Below are 16,148 nucleotides of genomic sequence, written 5' to 3' on the forward strand. Positions count from 1 at the left end.
CCCGCCCACCACCCCTCAAACGATCAGCCTTCGGCTGACAGACTGTGCCCCATGCGCATTGTGGTTCTGGCCGGCGGCATCGGCGGTGCCCGTTTTCTGCGCGGCCTCAAGCAGGCCGCGCCCGACGCGGACATCACGGTCATCGGCAACACCGGTGATGACATCCATCTGTTCGGGCTGAAGGTCTGCCCCGACCTCGACACGGTGATGTACACCCTGGGCGGTGGCATCAACGAGGAGCAGGGCTGGGGGCGCGCGGACGAGACCTTCACCGTCAAGAGCGAACTCGCCGCGTACGGAGTGGGACCCGAGTGGTTCGGGCTCGGCGACCGCGACTTCGCCACCCACATCGTCCGTACGCAGATGATGGGCGCCGGCTACCCGCTGAGTGCCGTCACCGAGGCGCTGTGCGCCCGGTGGAAGCCGGGCGTGCGGCTGCTGCCGATGTCCGACGACCGCGTCGAGACGCACGTCGCCATCGAGGTCGAGGGCGAGCGCAAGGCCGTCCACTTCCAGGAGTACTGGGTGAAGCTGCGCGCCTCGGTGGACGCGCAGGCCGTCGTGCCGGTCGGCGCCGAGCAGGCCAAGCCGGCGCCCGGCGTGCTGGAGGCGATCGGCGAGGCCGATGTGGTGCTCTTCCCGCCGTCCAACCCGGTGGTCTCCATCGGCACCATCCTCGCCGTCCCCGGCATCCGCGAGGCGATCGCCGACGCGGGCGTGCCGGTCGTGGGCCTCTCCCCCATCGTCGGGAACGCGCCGGTGCGGGGCATGGCCGACAAGGTGCTCGCGGCCGTGGGCGTCGAGTCCACGGCCGCGGCGGTCGCCCAGCACTACGGCTCCGGGCTGCTCGACGGCTGGCTGGTCGACACCGCCGACGCGGGCACGGTCGGCGAGGTGGAGGCGGCCGGCATCCGGTGCCGGGCAGTGCCGCTGATGATGACGGACGTGGACGCCACGGCGGCGATGGCGCGCGAGGCACTCGCCCTCGCCGAGGAGGTACGCGCGTGACGGCCCCCTCCTACCGGGTGTGGGCCCTGCCCGGGCTGCCCGAGGTGCGGCCGGGCGACGACCTCGCCAAGCTGATCGCGGCCACCGAACCGGGGCTCGTGGACGGCGACGTGCTGCTCGTCACATCCAAGGTCGTCAGCAAGGCGGAGGGGCGGATCGTCGCGGCGGACGACCGCGAGGCGGCCATCGACGCCGAGACGGTACGGGTGGTGGCCCGGCGCGGCACCCTCCGCATCGTCCAGAACCGGCAGGGCCTGGTCATGGCGGCGGCCGGGGTCGACGCGTCGAACACCCCGGCGGGCACGGTGCTGCTGCTGCCGGAGGACCCGGACGCGTCCGCGCGGGCCATCCGCGAGGGGCTGCGGGACGCCCTCGGTGTGGACGTCGGCGTCATCGTCACCGACACCTCCGGGCGGCCGTGGCGCAGCGGGGTCACCGATGTGGCGATCGGCGCGGCGGGGGTCCGGGTGCTGGACGACCTGCGCGGCGGCACCGACGCGTACGGCAACCCGCTGGTGGCCACCGTGGTCGCCGGCGCGGACGAGCTGGCCGCCGCCGGTGACCTGGTGAAGGGCAAGGCGGCGGGGCTGCCGGTCGCGGTCGTGCGGGGCCTCGCGCACCTCGTCGAAGAGGGGTCGGAGGGCGCGCGGGCGCTGGTGCGGGACGCGGCGGACGACATGTTCCGGCTCGGGACGTCCGAGGCCGTGCGGGAGGCGGTCACGCTGCGGCGCACGGTGCGGGAGTTCACGGACGACCCCGTGGACCCGGGCGCGGTGCGGCGGGCGGTGGCCGCCGCCCTGACGGCGCCCGCGCCGCACCACACGACGCCGTGGCGGTTCGTGCTGCTGGAGTCGGAGGAATCGCGGGTGCGGCTGCTGGACGCGATGCGGGACGCGTGGGTCGCCGACCTGCGGGCCGACGGCCTGGGCGAGGACGCCATCGCCCGCCGGGTGCGCCGCGGCGACGTCCTGCGCCGCGCGCCGTACCTGGTGGTGCCGTGCCTGGTGATGGACGGCTCGCACCGCTACGGGGACGCGCGGCGGGACGGGGCGGAGCGGGAGATGTTCGTCGTCGCGGCCGGGGCGGGCGTGCAGAACTTCCTCGTCGCGCTGGCCGGTGAGCGGCTGGGGTCGGCGTGGGTGTCGTCCACGATGTTCTGCCGGGACGTCGTACGGGACGTGCTGGGGCTGCCGGACGACTGGGACCCGATGGGCGCGGTGGCGGTCGGCCGCCCGGCGCGGGTACCGGGGCCGCGGGCGGCGCGGGACGTGGAGGGGTTCGTCGAGGTGCGGTGACGCCCCCGGAGACGACCTAGAGCGCCGCGATGTTGCCCGGGGTGAAGCGGGGGCCGCGGCGGGGTGGGGTGTGGCCGCTGAGGAGGATGAGGCGGGCGGCGCGGTGGCGCTGGCCCGTGTAGGGGGCGAGGAGCTCCAGCATCTCCTCGTCGTCGGCGTCCCGGCGGCCGGCCAGGGCGTAGCCGACGATGCTCGGCAGGTGGTAGTCGCCGGTGGTGACCGCGTCGGGGGCGCCGTTGCTGCGCTGGACCGTTTCGGCGGACGTCCAGGGGCCGATGCCCGGGATGAGCTCCAGCCGCCGCCGGGCGTCCACCGGGTCCATCGCCGCGGCCTCCTCCAGGCGGCGGGCCACCCGGACCGCGCGGAGGATCGTGGCGGCGCGCTTGTCGTCGACGCCCGCGCGGTGCCACTCCCAGGACGGGATCAGCGCCCACGTACGCGGCTCCGGCATGACGTACAGGCGGTCGTGCGGGCCCGGCGCGGGCTCGCCGAACCTGGTGACGAGCAGCCGCCACGCCCGGTACGCCTCGTCCGTCGTGACCTTCTGCTCCAGGATCGAGGGGATCAGCGACTCCATGACGAGCCCGGTCCTGGTCAGCCGCAGCCCCGGGCGGCGCCGCTCGGTCACGGCCAGCAGCCGGTGGTGCGGGGTGAACGCCGACGGGTCGTCCTCCGCGCCCAGCAGCGCCGGGAGCCGGTCCAGGAGCCACTCCGCGCCCTCGCCCCACGCCTCCGCCTCGACGGAGCCGCCGCGCCCCGCGACCCTCAGCGTGCCGGGGCCCGCCGGGGTGCGGGTGGCCCGCCACACCGACCCGTCGGGCGCCGTCCGGAACGTGGGGTCGCCCGGGCCGCGCCGCAGCGGGCCCAGGGCGAGCCCCAGGTCCAGCGGGTACGGCGGTGACCAGGTGCGCGTGAGTGGCGCTACGGCCCCTGGGCCGGAAGCCTGGGCGGGCAGGGCGACATGGCCGCCGCGCACGGTGGTGCGGGTCGGGCGCGGGGCGTAACGGCCTGCCACGTCGGTACGGTCCTCACGGTCGGGGTCCCCGGTGGGGTCCCGGGGTCCCTATGAGGGTAGACCCGGCGTGGTCACTGGTCCGACGAGAAGCGCACGGCCCCGTCCGGCAGCCGGGCCCCGCACCAGACGCGTACGCCGTCGCGCAGTTCGTTGTCCGCGCCGACCTGCGCACGGTCGCCGATCACCGCGCCGTGCAGGATCGTCCGCGCGCCCACCCGGGCGCCCTCGCCGATCAGCGAGTCGGTGATCACCGCGCCGGCCTCGACGACCGCGCCGTCCAGGACCGTGCTGCCGTCCACCCGGGCGCCCTCGCCGACCGTCGCGCCGGCGCCGATGACCGTACCGCCCGTGAGCTTGGCGTCCCGGGCGACGGAGGCGCCGTCGAGGACGAGCCGGTCGCCGCGCCGGCCGGGCACCGCCGGGGACGGGGCGCGGCCGAGCACGAGGTCGGCGGAGCCGCGCACGAACGCCTGCGGGGTGCCCAGGTCCAGCCAGTACGTGGAGTCGACCATGCCCTGGAGGTGGGCGCCGGTCGCGAGCAGGTCGGGGAACGTCTCGCGTTCGACCGAGACGGGGCGGCCCGCCGGGATGGTGTCGATGACGGACCGGCGGAAGACGTACGCGCCCGCGTTGATCTGGTCGGTGACGATCTCCTCGGGCGTCTGCGGCTTCTCCAGGAAGGCCGTGACCCGTCCGGTGGCATCGGTCGGGACGAGGCCGAACGCGCGCGGGTCCTCGACGCGGGTGAGGTGGAGCGAGACGTCCGCGCCGGACGTCTCGTGGGTGTCCACCAGGGCCCGGATGTCCAGGCCGGTCAGGATGTCCCCGTTGAAGATCAGGACCGGCTCGTCCGGTCCCGAGTGCAGGCGCGAGGCGACGTTGCGGATGGCGCCGCCCGTGCCCAGGGGCTCCTTCTCGGTGACGTACTCGATGTGCAGGCCGAGCGACGACCCGTCGCCGAAGTACGGCTCGAACACCTCGGCGAGGTACGAGGTCGCCAGCACGATGTGCTCGACGCCCGCCGCCCGGGCGCGGGCCAGTTGGTGCGTGAGGAACGGGACGCCCGCCGCCGGAACCATGGGCTTGGGCGTGTTGACCGTCATCGGACGCAGCCGGGTGCCCTTGCCACCGACCAGGAGGATCGCTTCTGTCACCTGTCGTCTCTGCTTCCTGCTGGGTCCGGTCGATGGGCCACATCGGTCATATGACCGATACGACCGGACAGTGTATGCAGACCGTTCGGTACAGCCGCCCCGGTCGTCGTCACCGGCCCTGGTACTTGGCCGACGCTTTCCGGGCCGTGCCGAGCTTGCCGTAGAGCCGTGAGCCCGGGCAGTCGGTCAAGAAGCCGTCCCGGTGCCCGGAGATGACGTTCAGTTTGACCTTCGCGCCCTTCTTGTACCGGTTTCCACCACCTGAGGTCAGGGTGGTCTTCCCCCGGGGATCCTTTCCGTACAGGCCGAGCTTCCATGCCGTCAGCCGTGCGACGGCGGTCACCGCCGCCTTGGGCGGGGTGGACTGACTGTACGTGCCGAGGACCGCGATGCCCATGCTGTTGCTGTTGAAGCCGCGGGTGTGCGCGCCCAGCACCGCCTTGGCCACGCCTCCCGCACGGCCTTCGTAGATGTTTCCGCACTTGTCGACGGCGAAGTTGTAGCCGAAGTCACGCCAGCCGCTGCTCTTGACGTGGTAGCGGTAGATACTGCGCAGAACGGATGGGACCTGCTTGCAGGTGTAGTTGTTGCCGGTGGCGCTGTGGTGCAGGAAGGCCGCCTGGACGGACTTGGTGTAGACGAAGTTGCGTTCGCGCAGCCGCTCGTCGGCGCCCCATCCCTTGCGGGTGATGATGCGCGGGCGGGGACCGATGTACGGCTTCGAGGCCATGGCCTCGTCGCCGAACTGGTCGGCGAACGCCGCGTCCGTCTCGGCCTTGGACAGTTCGGGGATCTCGGTCGCGCCGAGCGGCACGAGTTCGGCGTTCACGGCGGAGGCGGCCGACTCCTCGGGGGTCAGCACCGGTGCCGGGGCGGGGGCCTGGCCGGTGGTGGTGCCGGTGTCGTTGCCCTCGGGGATCTCGGGGCCCTGAGCGGTGTCCTCACTGGCGGGCTCGCGGGCGGGCTCGCTGCTGGGCTCGTCGCCGGGGTCGACGAGTTCGATGCGCATACCGCGCGGCAGCGTCGCGGGGGTGCCGCCCGAGCGCGGGGCCTCGGCCCGTACGCGCACCTCGACGCCGTCGGAGGCTCCGACCCACAGCGGGGCGGTGGAACCGCGGACGGTGCCCGAGTCGCGTTCGGGCGTGCCGGGGTCGGCGGCGTGGTGGTGGTTGTGGGTCTCGACGGACTGCCAGCCGGACCACGTGCTGGTCCCGGTGGCACGGGTACGGACCTGGACCGAGCCGTGGAGCTCGTCCTCCGGGTCGTCCCAGACGACGCCGACCAGCGAGAACGGCCGGACGTCCCGTCGGGTCAGCCCCTGCTGCGCGGCACCGGCCGCCCGCTCGGAGGGGAGGGCCACGAGCGGCAGGGACTGGGTGGAGCCGGGGACCGCCACCTCACCGGCGGGGCCGGCGGAGGTACCGGACAGGGCAGGGGCAGCGGGGGCGGCGCTCGCGGGGAGCGCGAGCGGGAGCACGAGGGCCGCGGCGCACGCAACGCCGATCGAGGATGCAAGGTAGGCACGCATGAGGCGATCCTGGACAAGCCCGACGCGGTACGCCCGTCGGGAATCTGACGGTCCATCGGTCCGACCGGTGGACCCCGTCACCGGTACGGCGGACCCCGCCCGACCCGCGCGCGTACCCTGGCGCGCGTGAATGCCAGCGACCGTACCCCCGCCGACCTGCTCGTATCCGCGCTCAAGGCGGACCAGGCACGCCCCTTGATCACCTACTACGACGACGCAACCGGTGAACGCGTCGAATTGTCGGTGGCCACCTTCGCCAATTGGGTGGCCAAGACGGCCAACCTCATCCAGGACGCCCTGTCCGCCGAGCCCGGCGACCGACTCGCGCTGCTGCTGCCGGCGCACTGGCAGACCGCCGTGTGGCTGGTCGCCTGCTCCTCGGTGGGCGTCGTCGCCGACCTCGGCGGCGACCCCGCCGACGCGGACCACGTGGTCGCCGGGCCGGACCGGCTCGACGACGGCCTCGCCTGCTCGGGCGGCCGCGTCGCGCTGTCCCTGGCACCGCTGGGGCGCCGCTTCCCCACGCCGCCGGCCGGGTACGACGACTACGCCGTGGAGGTCCCGTCGATGGCCGACGTCTTCGTCCCCTACGCCCCCGTGGACCCGGCCGCCCCGGCGCTGACCGTGGGCGGGACGGAGCTGAGCGGCGCCGAGGTCGTGGACCGGGCGCGCGCGGACGCCCGGCGGCTGGGCCTCGCGGGTGGGGCGCGGCTGCTGTCGGCGCTGCCGTACGACACGTGGGAGGGGTTGTCGGCGGGCCTGTACGCGCCGCTGGCTGCGGGGGCGTCCGTCGTCCTGTGCCGGAACCTGGACCAACTGTCGCCGGAGGGGCTCGCGAAGCGGGTCGAGAGCGAGCGGATCACCAGCACGCTGGTGTGACCGGCGACGGAAGTCCACCCGTCCGGCGCACGGCGTGCCGAGTCCCCCGGGGTTCGGGGCCGTCCGCGATGGATGATCGGCACACACCCGTGTGCAGGCCCCTCGTGTGAAGGACGGACGGACGACGTGACGGACAGCGCTGGTACACCCCCGGAGCCGGACCGCCCAGCAGGGGCGTCCGGTCCGGGCACCCCAGCCGGTGACGCCCCGTCGGACCAAGGGGCGGCCGGCAAGGGCCGCACGCCCACGGGCGGCGGCACGGGGGGCGGCAAGAGCGCCGGCAAGGGCGCCGGCAGGAACAGCGGCAAGGGCGGCAAGAAGCGCCGGCAGCGGACGGCGCGCCCCGCGGAGCCGGCCCCCCGGCCGGTGGCCGTGCCGGCCGGGCCCGCCACCCCCAGGCGCACCCGGTTCCGGCCGCGCGGCCTGCGGGCCATCGCCTTTGTCGGCGCGGTGGTCGTGCTCGCGGCGGCCGGAGTCGGATGGTGGCTGTACAAGAAGCTCGACGAGAACATCACCACCGACCTCTCCGCCGCCGAAGAGCTGGAGCGGTACGAGAGGGAGCGCCCCAGCGCCCTGGTGCGCGGCGCGCGGAACATCCTGCTGATCGGTTCGGACACCCGCGCCGGCAGCGGCAACGCCCAGTACGGCCGGGACAAGGGCACCCAGCGCTCCGACACGACGATCCTGCTGCACCTGGCCGCCCACGGGCGGAGCGCGACGGCGGTGTCCGTGCCGCGCGACCTCATGGTGTGGATCCCGAGCTGCCGCAAGCGGGACGGCTCCCGCACCAGCCCGCAGTTCGCCCAGTTCAACTGGGCGTTCGAGCGCGGCGGTACGGCCTGCACGGTCCGTACGCTGGAGAAGCTGACCGGCATCCGCGTCGACCACCACGTGGTGATCGACTTCCGGGGCTTCAAGGACATGGTGGACGCGGTCGGCGGCGTACGCGTGTGTGTGCGGGAGCCCATCGACGACCCGGACGCGCGGGTGAACCTGAAGGCCGGCGCCCGGACGCTCAACGGCGACCAGGCCCTCGGTTACGTACGGGCCCGCAAGTCGCTGGGCAACGGCAGCGACACCGAACGCATGGACCGCCAGCAGCAGTTCCTCGGCGCGCTGGTCAACAAGGTGCAGAGCAATGGGGTGCTGCTCAACCCGACGCGGCTCTATCCGGTGCTCGACGCGGCCACCAAGTCCGTCACGACCGACCCGGGCCTGGACTCGTTGAAGGACTTGTACGACTTGTCGCGCGCGATGCGCAGCGTACCGACCGAAAAGGTGCAGTTCCTGACCATTCCCCGACGTCCCTACCGTGACAACCCGAACCGGGACGAACTCGTGCAGCCCCGTGCGAACAGCTTGTTCAAGCGCCTGCGCGACGACGAACCCGTCGTCGTCGTTCCCGGCGACGGGCAGAACGAGACCGGCAGCGGGGAGTCGAGCAGGCGCAAGAGGGGCACGAGCCCTTCCTCGACGCCGACTTTCGCGGGCACGAATGCCGCCGTCCGCACCTGCCGATAGCGCGGCGAGTAAAGCCCTGCCCAAGGAACGGGCGACCGGCCAGGCGGATTGCACCCATTTTCCCCTTGTAAGGCTCGTGGAATTTGTCACGGACGTCGCACCACGCTGAACTGGGCGGATAGTGTGACGCGATCCGGTGGTCCCCGGCCATGAGGTCGCACAACCGGATCCCCGAACCGAGCGTCTCCCTCCGGGGAGGGAGACGCCTCGAGTGGCACCGACGGAGGACTCAAACAACCGTGGATGCGCAAGGCCGTGGGCGGGTGGACAACATCGACCCCGCAGACCAGTGGGTGCTCAACCCGGACACAGGCAACTACGAACTGCGACTGCAGGAATCCACACAGCAGCAGTCCAAGGTCGGCCGGCCGCGCAGCGCCTCCGCCTCCGAATCGCGTACGACAGCCACTCCGCCCCGCTCCGTCCCCGGGCAGCGCAGCCGTCGCGGCACCAGCGCCCCGGCCGCCGGCCGCCGCAAGCGCAAGCAGAAGAAGTCGCGCAAGAAGAAGGCACTCCTGTGGACCGCCGGCGTCATGGGTGTCGTCGTCGTGGGCGCCTCCATCAGTGCCTATGTGATCTATGACCGCCTCAACGGCAATATCAACACCGTCGACGTGGGTGACGCGGCCAATGGCGGCGCTCTCAAGGACGGCCCGATCAACATCCTCCTCATCGGCTCCGACAAACGCACGGGCAAGGGCAACGAGGGCTACGGGGACCGGCAGAACTCAACCGGTCACGCCGACACGACGTTCCTCTTCCATGTGTCGGAGGACCGCACCAACGCCACGGCCATCAGCATCCCGCGAGATCTGAAGACCGATATCCCGGACTGCCCCACGAAACAGCCGGACGGCTCGACCAAGGTCATTCCCGGCACGCCGTACACGAAGTTCAACGAAAGCTTCGGTGTGAAGGGCCGCGACCCGGGCTGCACCATGCGCACGGTCAAGCAGATCACGGGCGTCCCGATCGACCACTTCATGATGGCCGACTTCAACGCGGTGAAGACGCTGACCACCGCGATCGGCGGCGTGGAGGTCTGCCTCACCAAGCCGATCAAGGACAAGGGCTACTCCCAACTCGACCTGTCCGAGGGGACGCACGTCCTCGAAGGCGAGCAGGCTCTCGCCTTCCTCAGGAACCGGCACGGTCTCGGGAACGAGAGCGACCTGGACCGCATCAAAATGCAGCAGCAGTTCGTCGCCTCGATGATCCGCAAGATGAAGGACGACACCCTGGGCAATCCCAAGCGGATGCTCGACCTCGCGGACGCGGCGACCAAGGCGCTCACGGTGGACAAGGGAATAGGCGACATCCCGAAACTCACCGCCCTCGCCGAGGAGATCGGCGGGATCAATCTCAAGAACATCACCTTTACGACGATCCCGGTGATAGACAACCCGAACGAGGAGATCAAGGCGACCGTCGTCCTGGATCCCGTCAAGGCCCCCCAGGTCTTCAGCATGCTCCAGCACGACGTCTCCTTCACCGAGGTGAAGCAGAAGGAGAAGGCCGCCAAGAGCAAGCAGGACGCACTGCTCAAGGGCACCAGGGCCAAGCCCTCCGACGTGCGCGTCGACGTCTACAACGGCAGCGACACCGTCGGTGCCGCGCAGGCGACGCTCAACTGGCTCCAGAACGACAAGGGCGTGCTGAAGGCGTCGAACAAGAGCAACGCCCCGAAGAAGCTCGCGAAGACGACCCTCGAATACGCGCCGAACCAGGCCGACCAGGCCCGTGCGCTCGCCGACATGCTGGGGCTGCCCGCGTCCGGCCTCAAGCCCGGAACGGCGGACGCCGGGGAGCAGGTGCCGATGGTGCTCACGCTCGGGGCCGACTTCAAGGGGGCCGGGGTGCCCATCACCGGGCCGAAGAAGCCACCGGCGGACCTGGACAAGGTCGAGGCCGACAAGAAGGTGTGCGCCCAGTGACCTGAGTTCATGGGGGGGTGCATCACCGACAGTTGATTGAGGGGAACTGGGTGGGACAGGGAAGCGTGCGTGGGGAGGGAACGCGGCAGCGCGTTCCGCACGCCCGTGACGGGGGTTGGGACGAAACCCCGTACGAGGATCATGGGGACGCGGGCCCGGGCCGGGCCGAGGGGGAACCGGCCCAGGAGGCGGCGTCGGACACGGCCCCGGGCCGTCACTCCCGGCCGCGCGGGCGCGGCCGTGCCCGCGAGCACCGTGCCGGCGCGGGCACCCGGGCCGGTCGCACCAAGAGGGGCAAGCGGCGCGTACTGCGCTGGAGCGCCTCGGTGTTGTCGCTGCTGATACTGGGTACGGCCGGCGCCGGATACCTCTATTACGAGCACCTCAACAACAAGATCAAGAAAGACGACCTCACGCTCGGCAAGAACAAGATGCCCGAGCACAGGGCGAACGCCGCCGGGCAGACGCCGCTGAACATCCTCCTCATCGGCTCGGACGCCCGGAACTCCAAGGCGAACCAGGACCTCGGCGGCGCCAAGGACACCTTCGACGGCCCCCCGCTCGCCGACGTACAGATGCTGGTGCACCTCTCCGCCGACCGCAGCAACATCTCCGTGGTCAGCATGCCCCGCGACACCATGCTGAAGATCCCGGAGTGCGAGGACAAGGAGACGGGGAAGGTCTACCGCGAGAGCCTGTTCGCGCAGACCAACGAGTCGTTGAACCGCGGCGGTCCGGGCTGCACGGTGGCCACCTGGGTCGAGCTCACCGGCATCCCCATCGACCACTTCATGATGATCGACTTCGCGGGTGTGGTGTCCATGGCCGACGCGATCGGCGGCGTACCCGTCTGCGTCGACAAGAACATCGAGTCCCGCACCAGGGACGGCAAGGGCTCCGGCCTGAAGCTGGCCAAGGGCACCCATCCCATCAAGGGCGAGCAGGCGCTGCAGTGGCTGCGGACGCGTTACGGCTTCGGGGACGGCACCGACCTGGAACGTGCCAAGGCGCAGCACATGTACATGAACTCGATGGTCCGCGAGCTGCGCAAGAACGCCAAGCTCACCGACCCCAACAAGCTCCGCAAGCTCGCCGAGGCGGCCACCGAGGCGCTCACCGTGGACACCGGGCTCGACACCATCGGCAAGCTCTACGACCTGGGCGAGCAGCTCAAGAGCGTCCCGACCGGGCGCATCACCATGACGACGATGCCCAACTTCTACTCGACCCGTAAGCCCGGCAAGGTCGAGCCGACGCCGGGTGAGGCCGAGGAGCTGTTCCGGATGATCCGCGAGGACATCCCCCTCGACGGCAAGCCGTCCAAGCGCGCCACTCCCACCGCGACGAAGGACAAGGCGGCCCCGCCCGCCGAGACCGGGGTGACCGTGCAGAACGGCACCTACACCGACCAGTTGGGCTCGGCCCAGGGGCGGGCCACCACGGTCGCCGGGCTGCTGGTCGAGAAGGGGTACACCCTGGCCAAGGCCGACACCCTCACGCCGCGCCAGGCCAAGACGGTCGTCCGCTTCCCGAGCGCGGACCTGGAGGCGGACGCCCAGGCGGTCGCCAAGTCGCTGGGCATCCCGCTCGGTTCGGTGCAGAAGTCGGACAAGGTCCAGGGCATCACGCTCGTCGTGGGGGCCGACTGGCGCGAGGGCGACACCTTCCCGAAGCCCAAGGCCACCGGGAAGGCCCCCGGGTCCAACACCAGCAGGGCCGACCAGTCCGGCTGTATGACGGTGGACCCCAACTTCACCTGGTGATGGGCCCCGTGCCCGGTGTGGTGGACATGAACGGAGCCCCGGCGGTGTGCCGGGGCTCCGTTCGTACGCGGGTGGGGGCCGCACTCAGCGGCGGAGCGCCTCGGCGGGCTGGATGCGGCTGGCCCGCCACGCCGGGTAGAGCCCTGCCAATACGCCCGTGACCAGGCCGATCAGCGGGGCCGCCACGACGGTTGCCGGGTGGATGACGGGCGTCCAGTCGCGAGCGACCGCCATCGCCACCACCGTCACCGTGCCGAGGCTCGTCCCGACGAGGCCGCCGAGGGTGCCGAGCGCTCCGGACTCACCGAGGAACTGCAGGGTGATGTGGCGGCCGCGCGCGCCGAGCGCACGCCGCAGCCCGATCTCGCCGGTCCTTTCCAGGACCGCGACGAGAGTGGTGTTCGCGATGCCGACGGCGCCGATGACCAGGCATATCCCGGCCAGCAGCAGGAACAGTTGGTTGAGGTCGGACGTCACGTTGCCACGCAGCGTCTTGGGGTCGGGCGGCGGCACCGCCTTGAACCGGTCCGGATGCGCCGGGTCGAGGGCGAGAGCGGCCTCGCTCGCGATCTGCTGCGCCGCGCCGAGTTCGGTGGAGATGAGCATCTTCGCCCGCTCACCGCTCTGCGGGCCACCCCAGATGCGCTCGGCCGTCGTGCGCGGCACCACGACCGACATCAGCAGGTCCGCCTTGCGGTCGACGTCACCCACGATGCCGATGACGGTGAAGGCGTGGTCTCCCACGAAGACGGCGGGGAAGGTGTCGAGCGTCGTGATGCCGAGCTGGGAGGCCATGCCCGAGCCGATCACCGCGACCTTCTCGGCACGCTTGTCGTGGTACGCGTCGAAGGTGCGCCCCTGTTCGAGGTGCGGGCCGGCCGCCGCGAGCACGCCGGGCGAGGCGGCGATCACCTGTACGCGTTCGCCCTGTCCGTTGGCGCCGGCCGGGGCGGCGCTGACGAGTTCGTCGCGGCCCAGCCGGACGGGCCAGTAGACCCCCGCCTCCTTGGCACCGTTGAGCCTGCGGATGCGGGCGTCGGCGTCCGCCGGAAAGGCGTTGGCGACGAACTCGGGTTGCTCTCCACCGGTGTCCTCGACGGTCACCTCGGTCGCCGTGAGCTCGTTGAACCGCGAGTCGATCTGGGAGGACGTGGTGGCGGTCAGCCCGAGGACGGCCACGAAGGCACCGACGCCGAGTACCGTGCCGAGCGCGGTGAGCAGGGAGCGGGCGGGACGTTGCAGCATGCCCGCCACCGCCTCCGACAGCAGGTCGCGGGTGCTGAGGCGCGCGCGTTCGACGCCGTCCGGACGGCGTCGCCGCAGAAGTCTCATGCGGGTGTGTCCGCCCTTTCCGTGAAGACGCCTTGTTCGGTGAGGACGCCGTCCCTGATGGCGATGGTGCGCTGACCGCGCGCGGCCACTTCGGGGTCGTGGGTGATCACGAGGATGGTCATTCCGTCCCGGTGGAGCTGGTCGAGCAGCTCCAGGACGGAGGAGGCCGTGGCGGTGTCCAGATTGCCGGTCGGCTCGTCGCAGAGCAGCAGTGACGGGCGGGACACCAGGGCTCTGGCGATGGCGACCCGCTGGCGCTCACCGCCCGACAGCCGGGTGGGCAGCGCGTCGAGACGGTGCCCGAGGCCGACCCGGAGCAGGGCCTCACGGGCACGCGGCCTGCGGTCGGAGCGGGCCACACCGTTGTAGACCATGGCCAGCAGGACGTTCTCCATTGCGGAACGGTGCGGCAGCAGGTGGAAGCTCTGGAAGACGAAGCCGATGCGCCTGCCGCGCAGGCCGGCCCGGTCGGCGTCCGACAGGGCCCCCGTGTCGATGCCGTCGAGCAGGTACGTTCCGGCGGTGGGCACGTCGAGAAGTCCGGCGATGTTGAGGAAGGTCGACTTGCCGGACCCGGAGGGGCCCACGACGGTCACGTACTCGCCCTGTGCGATGGAGAGCTCGCAGGGGTGCAGCGCCGTGACCGGTGGCGGGCCGGGATACGTCAGGCCCACACCACGGAACTCGATGACGGGACGGGTCACCGGGCGGTCCCGCTGCCGGAGGCGGCGTTGACGCCCACGACGACCAGTTCGCCCTCGGCAAGCCGGCCGCCGCCGATGGGCGCCACCTCCGTGTAACCGTCACCTGAGGTTCCCGGCCGCACCTCCACCCGGCGCCGGTCCCCACCGGAGGTCAGCACCGTCACGGTCGTACGGGAATCGGCCCCGGCCGACACCGCCGACACCGGGACGACGAGCACCTCGCCCTTGGACGTGGCGGCCTCGATGGTGATGCGCACGTCCTGGCCGGCCAGCCGCGCCGGAAGTGCCTTGTCGGGGTTGATCACCACGGCGTAGCCACCCTGCTCGGCGACGGCCGCGTCCTCCCCGTCCTGGGAGGGGACCGTCAGGCTGTCCGCCACGGAGGCGACGGTCCCGCTCACCTCGTCGCCCGACACCTCCGACAGCACCTTGACCTTCTGCCCCGCCCGGAGCAGGCCCTTCTCGTGGGCGCCGACGGAGCCCCTGACGACCAGTCGGCCCGCCGAGACCGTCATCAGCTTCTCGCCGACGGGGCCTCCGACCTTGGCGGTGAGGGAGTCGACTCGGGCGGGAAAGCCCGACAGGAAGATCACCTCACTCGCCGGAACCATGGGGCCCGCGACCGCCTCGGCGTTCGTCAGTGCCTCCTGGGCCTCGGCGAGGTCCTCGCGGGCGTACCGCAGTTCGTCCGGTGTGGCGCCCTTCTTGGACTCCAGGGACTCCAACGCCCTCTGCGCCGACTTCACTTGGTCGCGCGCCGCGTCGACCGGGTCCCCTTCGGCCCTGTCGCCGCCCGCCTCCACCGGTTCGTAGCCGAGGGACTCGTACAGCGCCGCGACCGCTCGCTTGGTGCCGGGGCCGTAGCGTCCGGACGTGTCCGCACCGGTGTCGTGACCGAGGTCGCGCAGTGCGCTCTGCAACTGACGCACGTCGTCGCCGTGGGAACCCGGCTTCAGGTCCCGGTAGACGGGCAGGGAACCGCGCAGGGCGAAGACGGGCCGCCCGGAGACCTCCAGCAGGGTGCGTCCGGCCGGGAAGGTGTCGCCCGACCGGACCATCAACTTGGTGACGACGGGATTGCCGGCGCCTTCCGTGGCCGCCCCCGCCGGGGCTATGTCGAGGGTCTGGGACGCGGACACGGTGCCGCGCGTCACCACGGTGTCGGAGAGCACGCGGCGCTCCACCGGAGCCGTCAGCACGTCAGGAGGCGGCGGCCCCGCTTCCGCGGCTGCCTGGGCCGGCGACTTCACCATGGTGGACGTCCAGAGAGCCGCTCCGGCCACCACGCACGCGCTCGCCGCAAGAACGGCCAAGGCGCGCTTCTTACGGGAGAGCCCCGAGTGCTCCCCTGTTGTGGACACGTGGTCCCCTCCCTCGCCTCCGGTGCGTCCTGGCGGAGCAATGCCCGAATCGCCCGCAGGTGATCGCTATTGGTCACACTCTGTCAAGAAGATTGTGTGCAGAGCCTGTTGCGGAACTGTACGTTCTGGCCAGTAGGATTATTTTAAGCCAAGATCGCTGCAGCGTTGGCCCCTTACTCGAACCCTTGTGCCACGCTACCGCCGGGCATGAGCCCGATCTTCACTCAACGGAGGAATCCTCAATGCGCGTACGCAATGCGCTTGTTGCTGCCGCCCTGACCGCCGGCGCCCTTGCCGCCACCGCCGCCCCCGCCCAGGCCTGGAGCCTGGACGGTAGCTGCGAGAGCGGCGAGCTGTGCATGTACTACCACTCGACGCAGTACGGCGCTTCGTCCTTCATGGACCACTACGACGAGAACCCCACCCACCACGATGACAGGTTCATGTCTTCCGGTGCGGGTCAGGGCCAGATCGCCGGCAACAACGCCTCGTCGGCCAAGTGCTTCGGTACGCGCTACCCGTTCGCCATCTTCTTCAACTCGGACTACAAGGGCGAGCGCCACAACCACACCTGCGACGGCGTCCGCCGCAACACGCCGGGGTGGCTGCAGAACAACAACGCCTCCGCCTACGAGCCCTACTAAACAGCGGACC

The 16,148-nt window shown here is 71.4% G+C and carries 13 protein-coding genes; 7 read left to right on the top strand and 6 right to left on the bottom strand.

The genetic code is table 11. From position 1 onward, the window contains the following. Positions 1-51 precede the first annotated feature (51 nt). On the top strand, positions 52-1,008 hold the full coding sequence (cofD, locus tag AB0J57_RS14970; protein WP_366128546.1) for a 2-phospho-L-lactate transferase: 957 nt from the start codon (positions 52-54) through the stop codon (positions 1,006-1,008). Beyond that, a complete protein-coding gene (locus AB0J57_RS14975) occupies positions 1,005-2,303 on the top strand; it encodes a coenzyme F420-0:L-glutamate ligase (protein ID WP_366128548.1) in 1,299 nt (432 codons plus the stop codon). The genes cofD and AB0J57_RS14975 overlap by 4 nt, the downstream gene beginning before the upstream one ends. A 16-nt stretch (positions 2,304-2,319) precedes the next feature. Here AB0J57_RS14975 and AB0J57_RS14980 read toward each other — a convergent pair whose 3' ends face one another. The 3 genes from AB0J57_RS14980 to AB0J57_RS14990 all read right to left on the bottom strand — a co-directional run bounded on the left by AB0J57_RS14980 (position 2,320) and on the right by AB0J57_RS14990 (position 6,000). After that, positions 2,320-3,318 (bottom strand): DNA-3-methyladenine glycosylase 2 family protein, encoded by a 999-nt coding sequence (locus tag AB0J57_RS14980; RefSeq protein WP_366128549.1) that lies wholly within the window; start codon positions 3,316-3,318, stop codon positions 2,320-2,322. A 71-nt stretch (positions 3,319-3,389) separates the two neighbouring features. Continuing rightward, complete coding sequence (locus tag AB0J57_RS14985) at positions 3,390-4,472, bottom strand: NDP-sugar synthase (RefSeq protein ID WP_366128550.1); 1,083 nt, start codon at positions 4,470-4,472, stop codon at positions 3,390-3,392. A gap of 109 nt (positions 4,473-4,581) precedes the next feature. After that, complete coding sequence (locus tag AB0J57_RS14990) at positions 4,582-6,000, bottom strand: N-acetylmuramoyl-L-alanine amidase (protein WP_366128551.1); 1,419 nt, start codon at positions 5,998-6,000, stop codon at positions 4,582-4,584. Between the two features lie 126 nt (positions 6,001-6,126). Here AB0J57_RS14990 and AB0J57_RS14995 point away from each other — a divergent pair, with 126 nt between their 5' ends. From AB0J57_RS14995 to AB0J57_RS15010, 4 genes are all read left to right on the top strand, one after another. Continuing rightward, positions 6,127-6,879: a TIGR03089 family protein gene (locus tag AB0J57_RS14995; RefSeq protein ID WP_366128552.1), complete on the top strand. Its 753-nt coding sequence runs from the start codon at positions 6,127-6,129 to the stop codon at positions 6,877-6,879. 72 nt (positions 6,880-6,951) lie between these two features. Further along, the gene (locus tag AB0J57_RS15000) at positions 6,952-8,400 is read left to right on the top strand and encodes an LCP family protein (protein ID WP_366128553.1); all 1,449 of its coding nucleotides are present in this window, start codon (positions 6,952-6,954) and stop codon (positions 8,398-8,400) included. Positions 8,401-8,639: 239 nt separating this feature from the next. Further along, positions 8,640-10,334 (top strand): LCP family protein, encoded by a 1,695-nt coding sequence (locus tag AB0J57_RS15005; RefSeq protein WP_366128554.1) that lies wholly within the window; start codon positions 8,640-8,642, stop codon positions 10,332-10,334. Between the two features lie 50 nt (positions 10,335-10,384). Next, on the top strand, positions 10,385-12,097 hold the full coding sequence (locus tag AB0J57_RS15010; protein ID WP_366128555.1) for an LCP family protein: 1,713 nt from the start codon (positions 10,385-10,387) through the stop codon (positions 12,095-12,097). Between the two features lie 84 nt (positions 12,098-12,181). Here AB0J57_RS15010 and AB0J57_RS15015 read toward each other — a convergent pair whose 3' ends face one another. From AB0J57_RS15015 to AB0J57_RS15025, 3 genes are read right to left on the bottom strand one after another with little or no spacing between them, the layout of a single operon-like run. Then, on the bottom strand, positions 12,182-13,429 hold the full coding sequence (locus AB0J57_RS15015; RefSeq protein ID WP_366128556.1) for an ABC transporter permease: 1,248 nt from the start codon (positions 13,427-13,429) through the stop codon (positions 12,182-12,184). Continuing rightward, positions 13,426-14,133, bottom strand: coding sequence for an ABC transporter ATP-binding protein (locus AB0J57_RS15020; RefSeq protein WP_366128557.1), 708 nt, complete (start codon positions 14,131-14,133; stop codon positions 13,426-13,428). Before AB0J57_RS15020 ends, AB0J57_RS15015 begins: the two co-directional genes overlap by 4 nt. Further along, the gene (locus AB0J57_RS15025; protein WP_366128558.1) at positions 14,130-15,494 is read right to left on the bottom strand and encodes a peptidoglycan-binding protein; all 1,365 of its coding nucleotides are present in this window, start codon (positions 15,492-15,494) and stop codon (positions 14,130-14,132) included. Before AB0J57_RS15025 ends, AB0J57_RS15020 begins: the two co-directional genes overlap by 4 nt. Before the next feature lie 242 nt (positions 15,495-15,736). On the opposite strand from AB0J57_RS15025, the gene AB0J57_RS15030 reads away from it, so the two are divergent. Next, a complete protein-coding gene (locus AB0J57_RS15030; protein ID WP_366128559.1) occupies positions 15,737-16,138 on the top strand; it encodes a hypothetical protein in 402 nt (133 codons plus the stop codon). The last annotated feature ends 10 nt before the right edge of the window (positions 16,139-16,148 follow it).

Origin of the sequence: Streptomyces sp. NPDC049837, assembly GCF_040674455.1 — a bacterium.
Classification (GTDB): domain Bacteria; phylum Actinomycetota; class Actinomycetes; order Streptomycetales; family Streptomycetaceae; genus Streptomyces.

Excerpts from the sequence above, each read along its gene's own strand:
- cofD (WP_366128546.1), top strand. The coding sequence starts at position 52 with ATGCGCATTGTGGTTCTGGCCGGCGGCATCGGCGGTGCCCGTTTTCTG.
- AB0J57_RS14990 (WP_366128551.1), bottom strand. The coding sequence starts at position 6,000 with ATGCGTGCCTACCTTGCATCCTCGATCGGCGTTGCGTGCGCCGCGGCC.
- AB0J57_RS15000 (WP_366128553.1), top strand. The coding sequence starts at position 6,952 with ATGATCGGCACACACCCGTGTGCAGGCCCCTCGTGTGAAGGACGGACG.
- AB0J57_RS15015 (WP_366128556.1), bottom strand. The coding sequence starts at position 13,429 with ATGAGACTTCTGCGGCGACGCCGTCCGGACGGCGTCGAACGCGCGCGC.
- AB0J57_RS15030 (WP_366128559.1), top strand. The coding sequence starts at position 15,737 with ATGCGCGTACGCAATGCGCTTGTTGCTGCCGCCCTGACCGCCGGCGCC.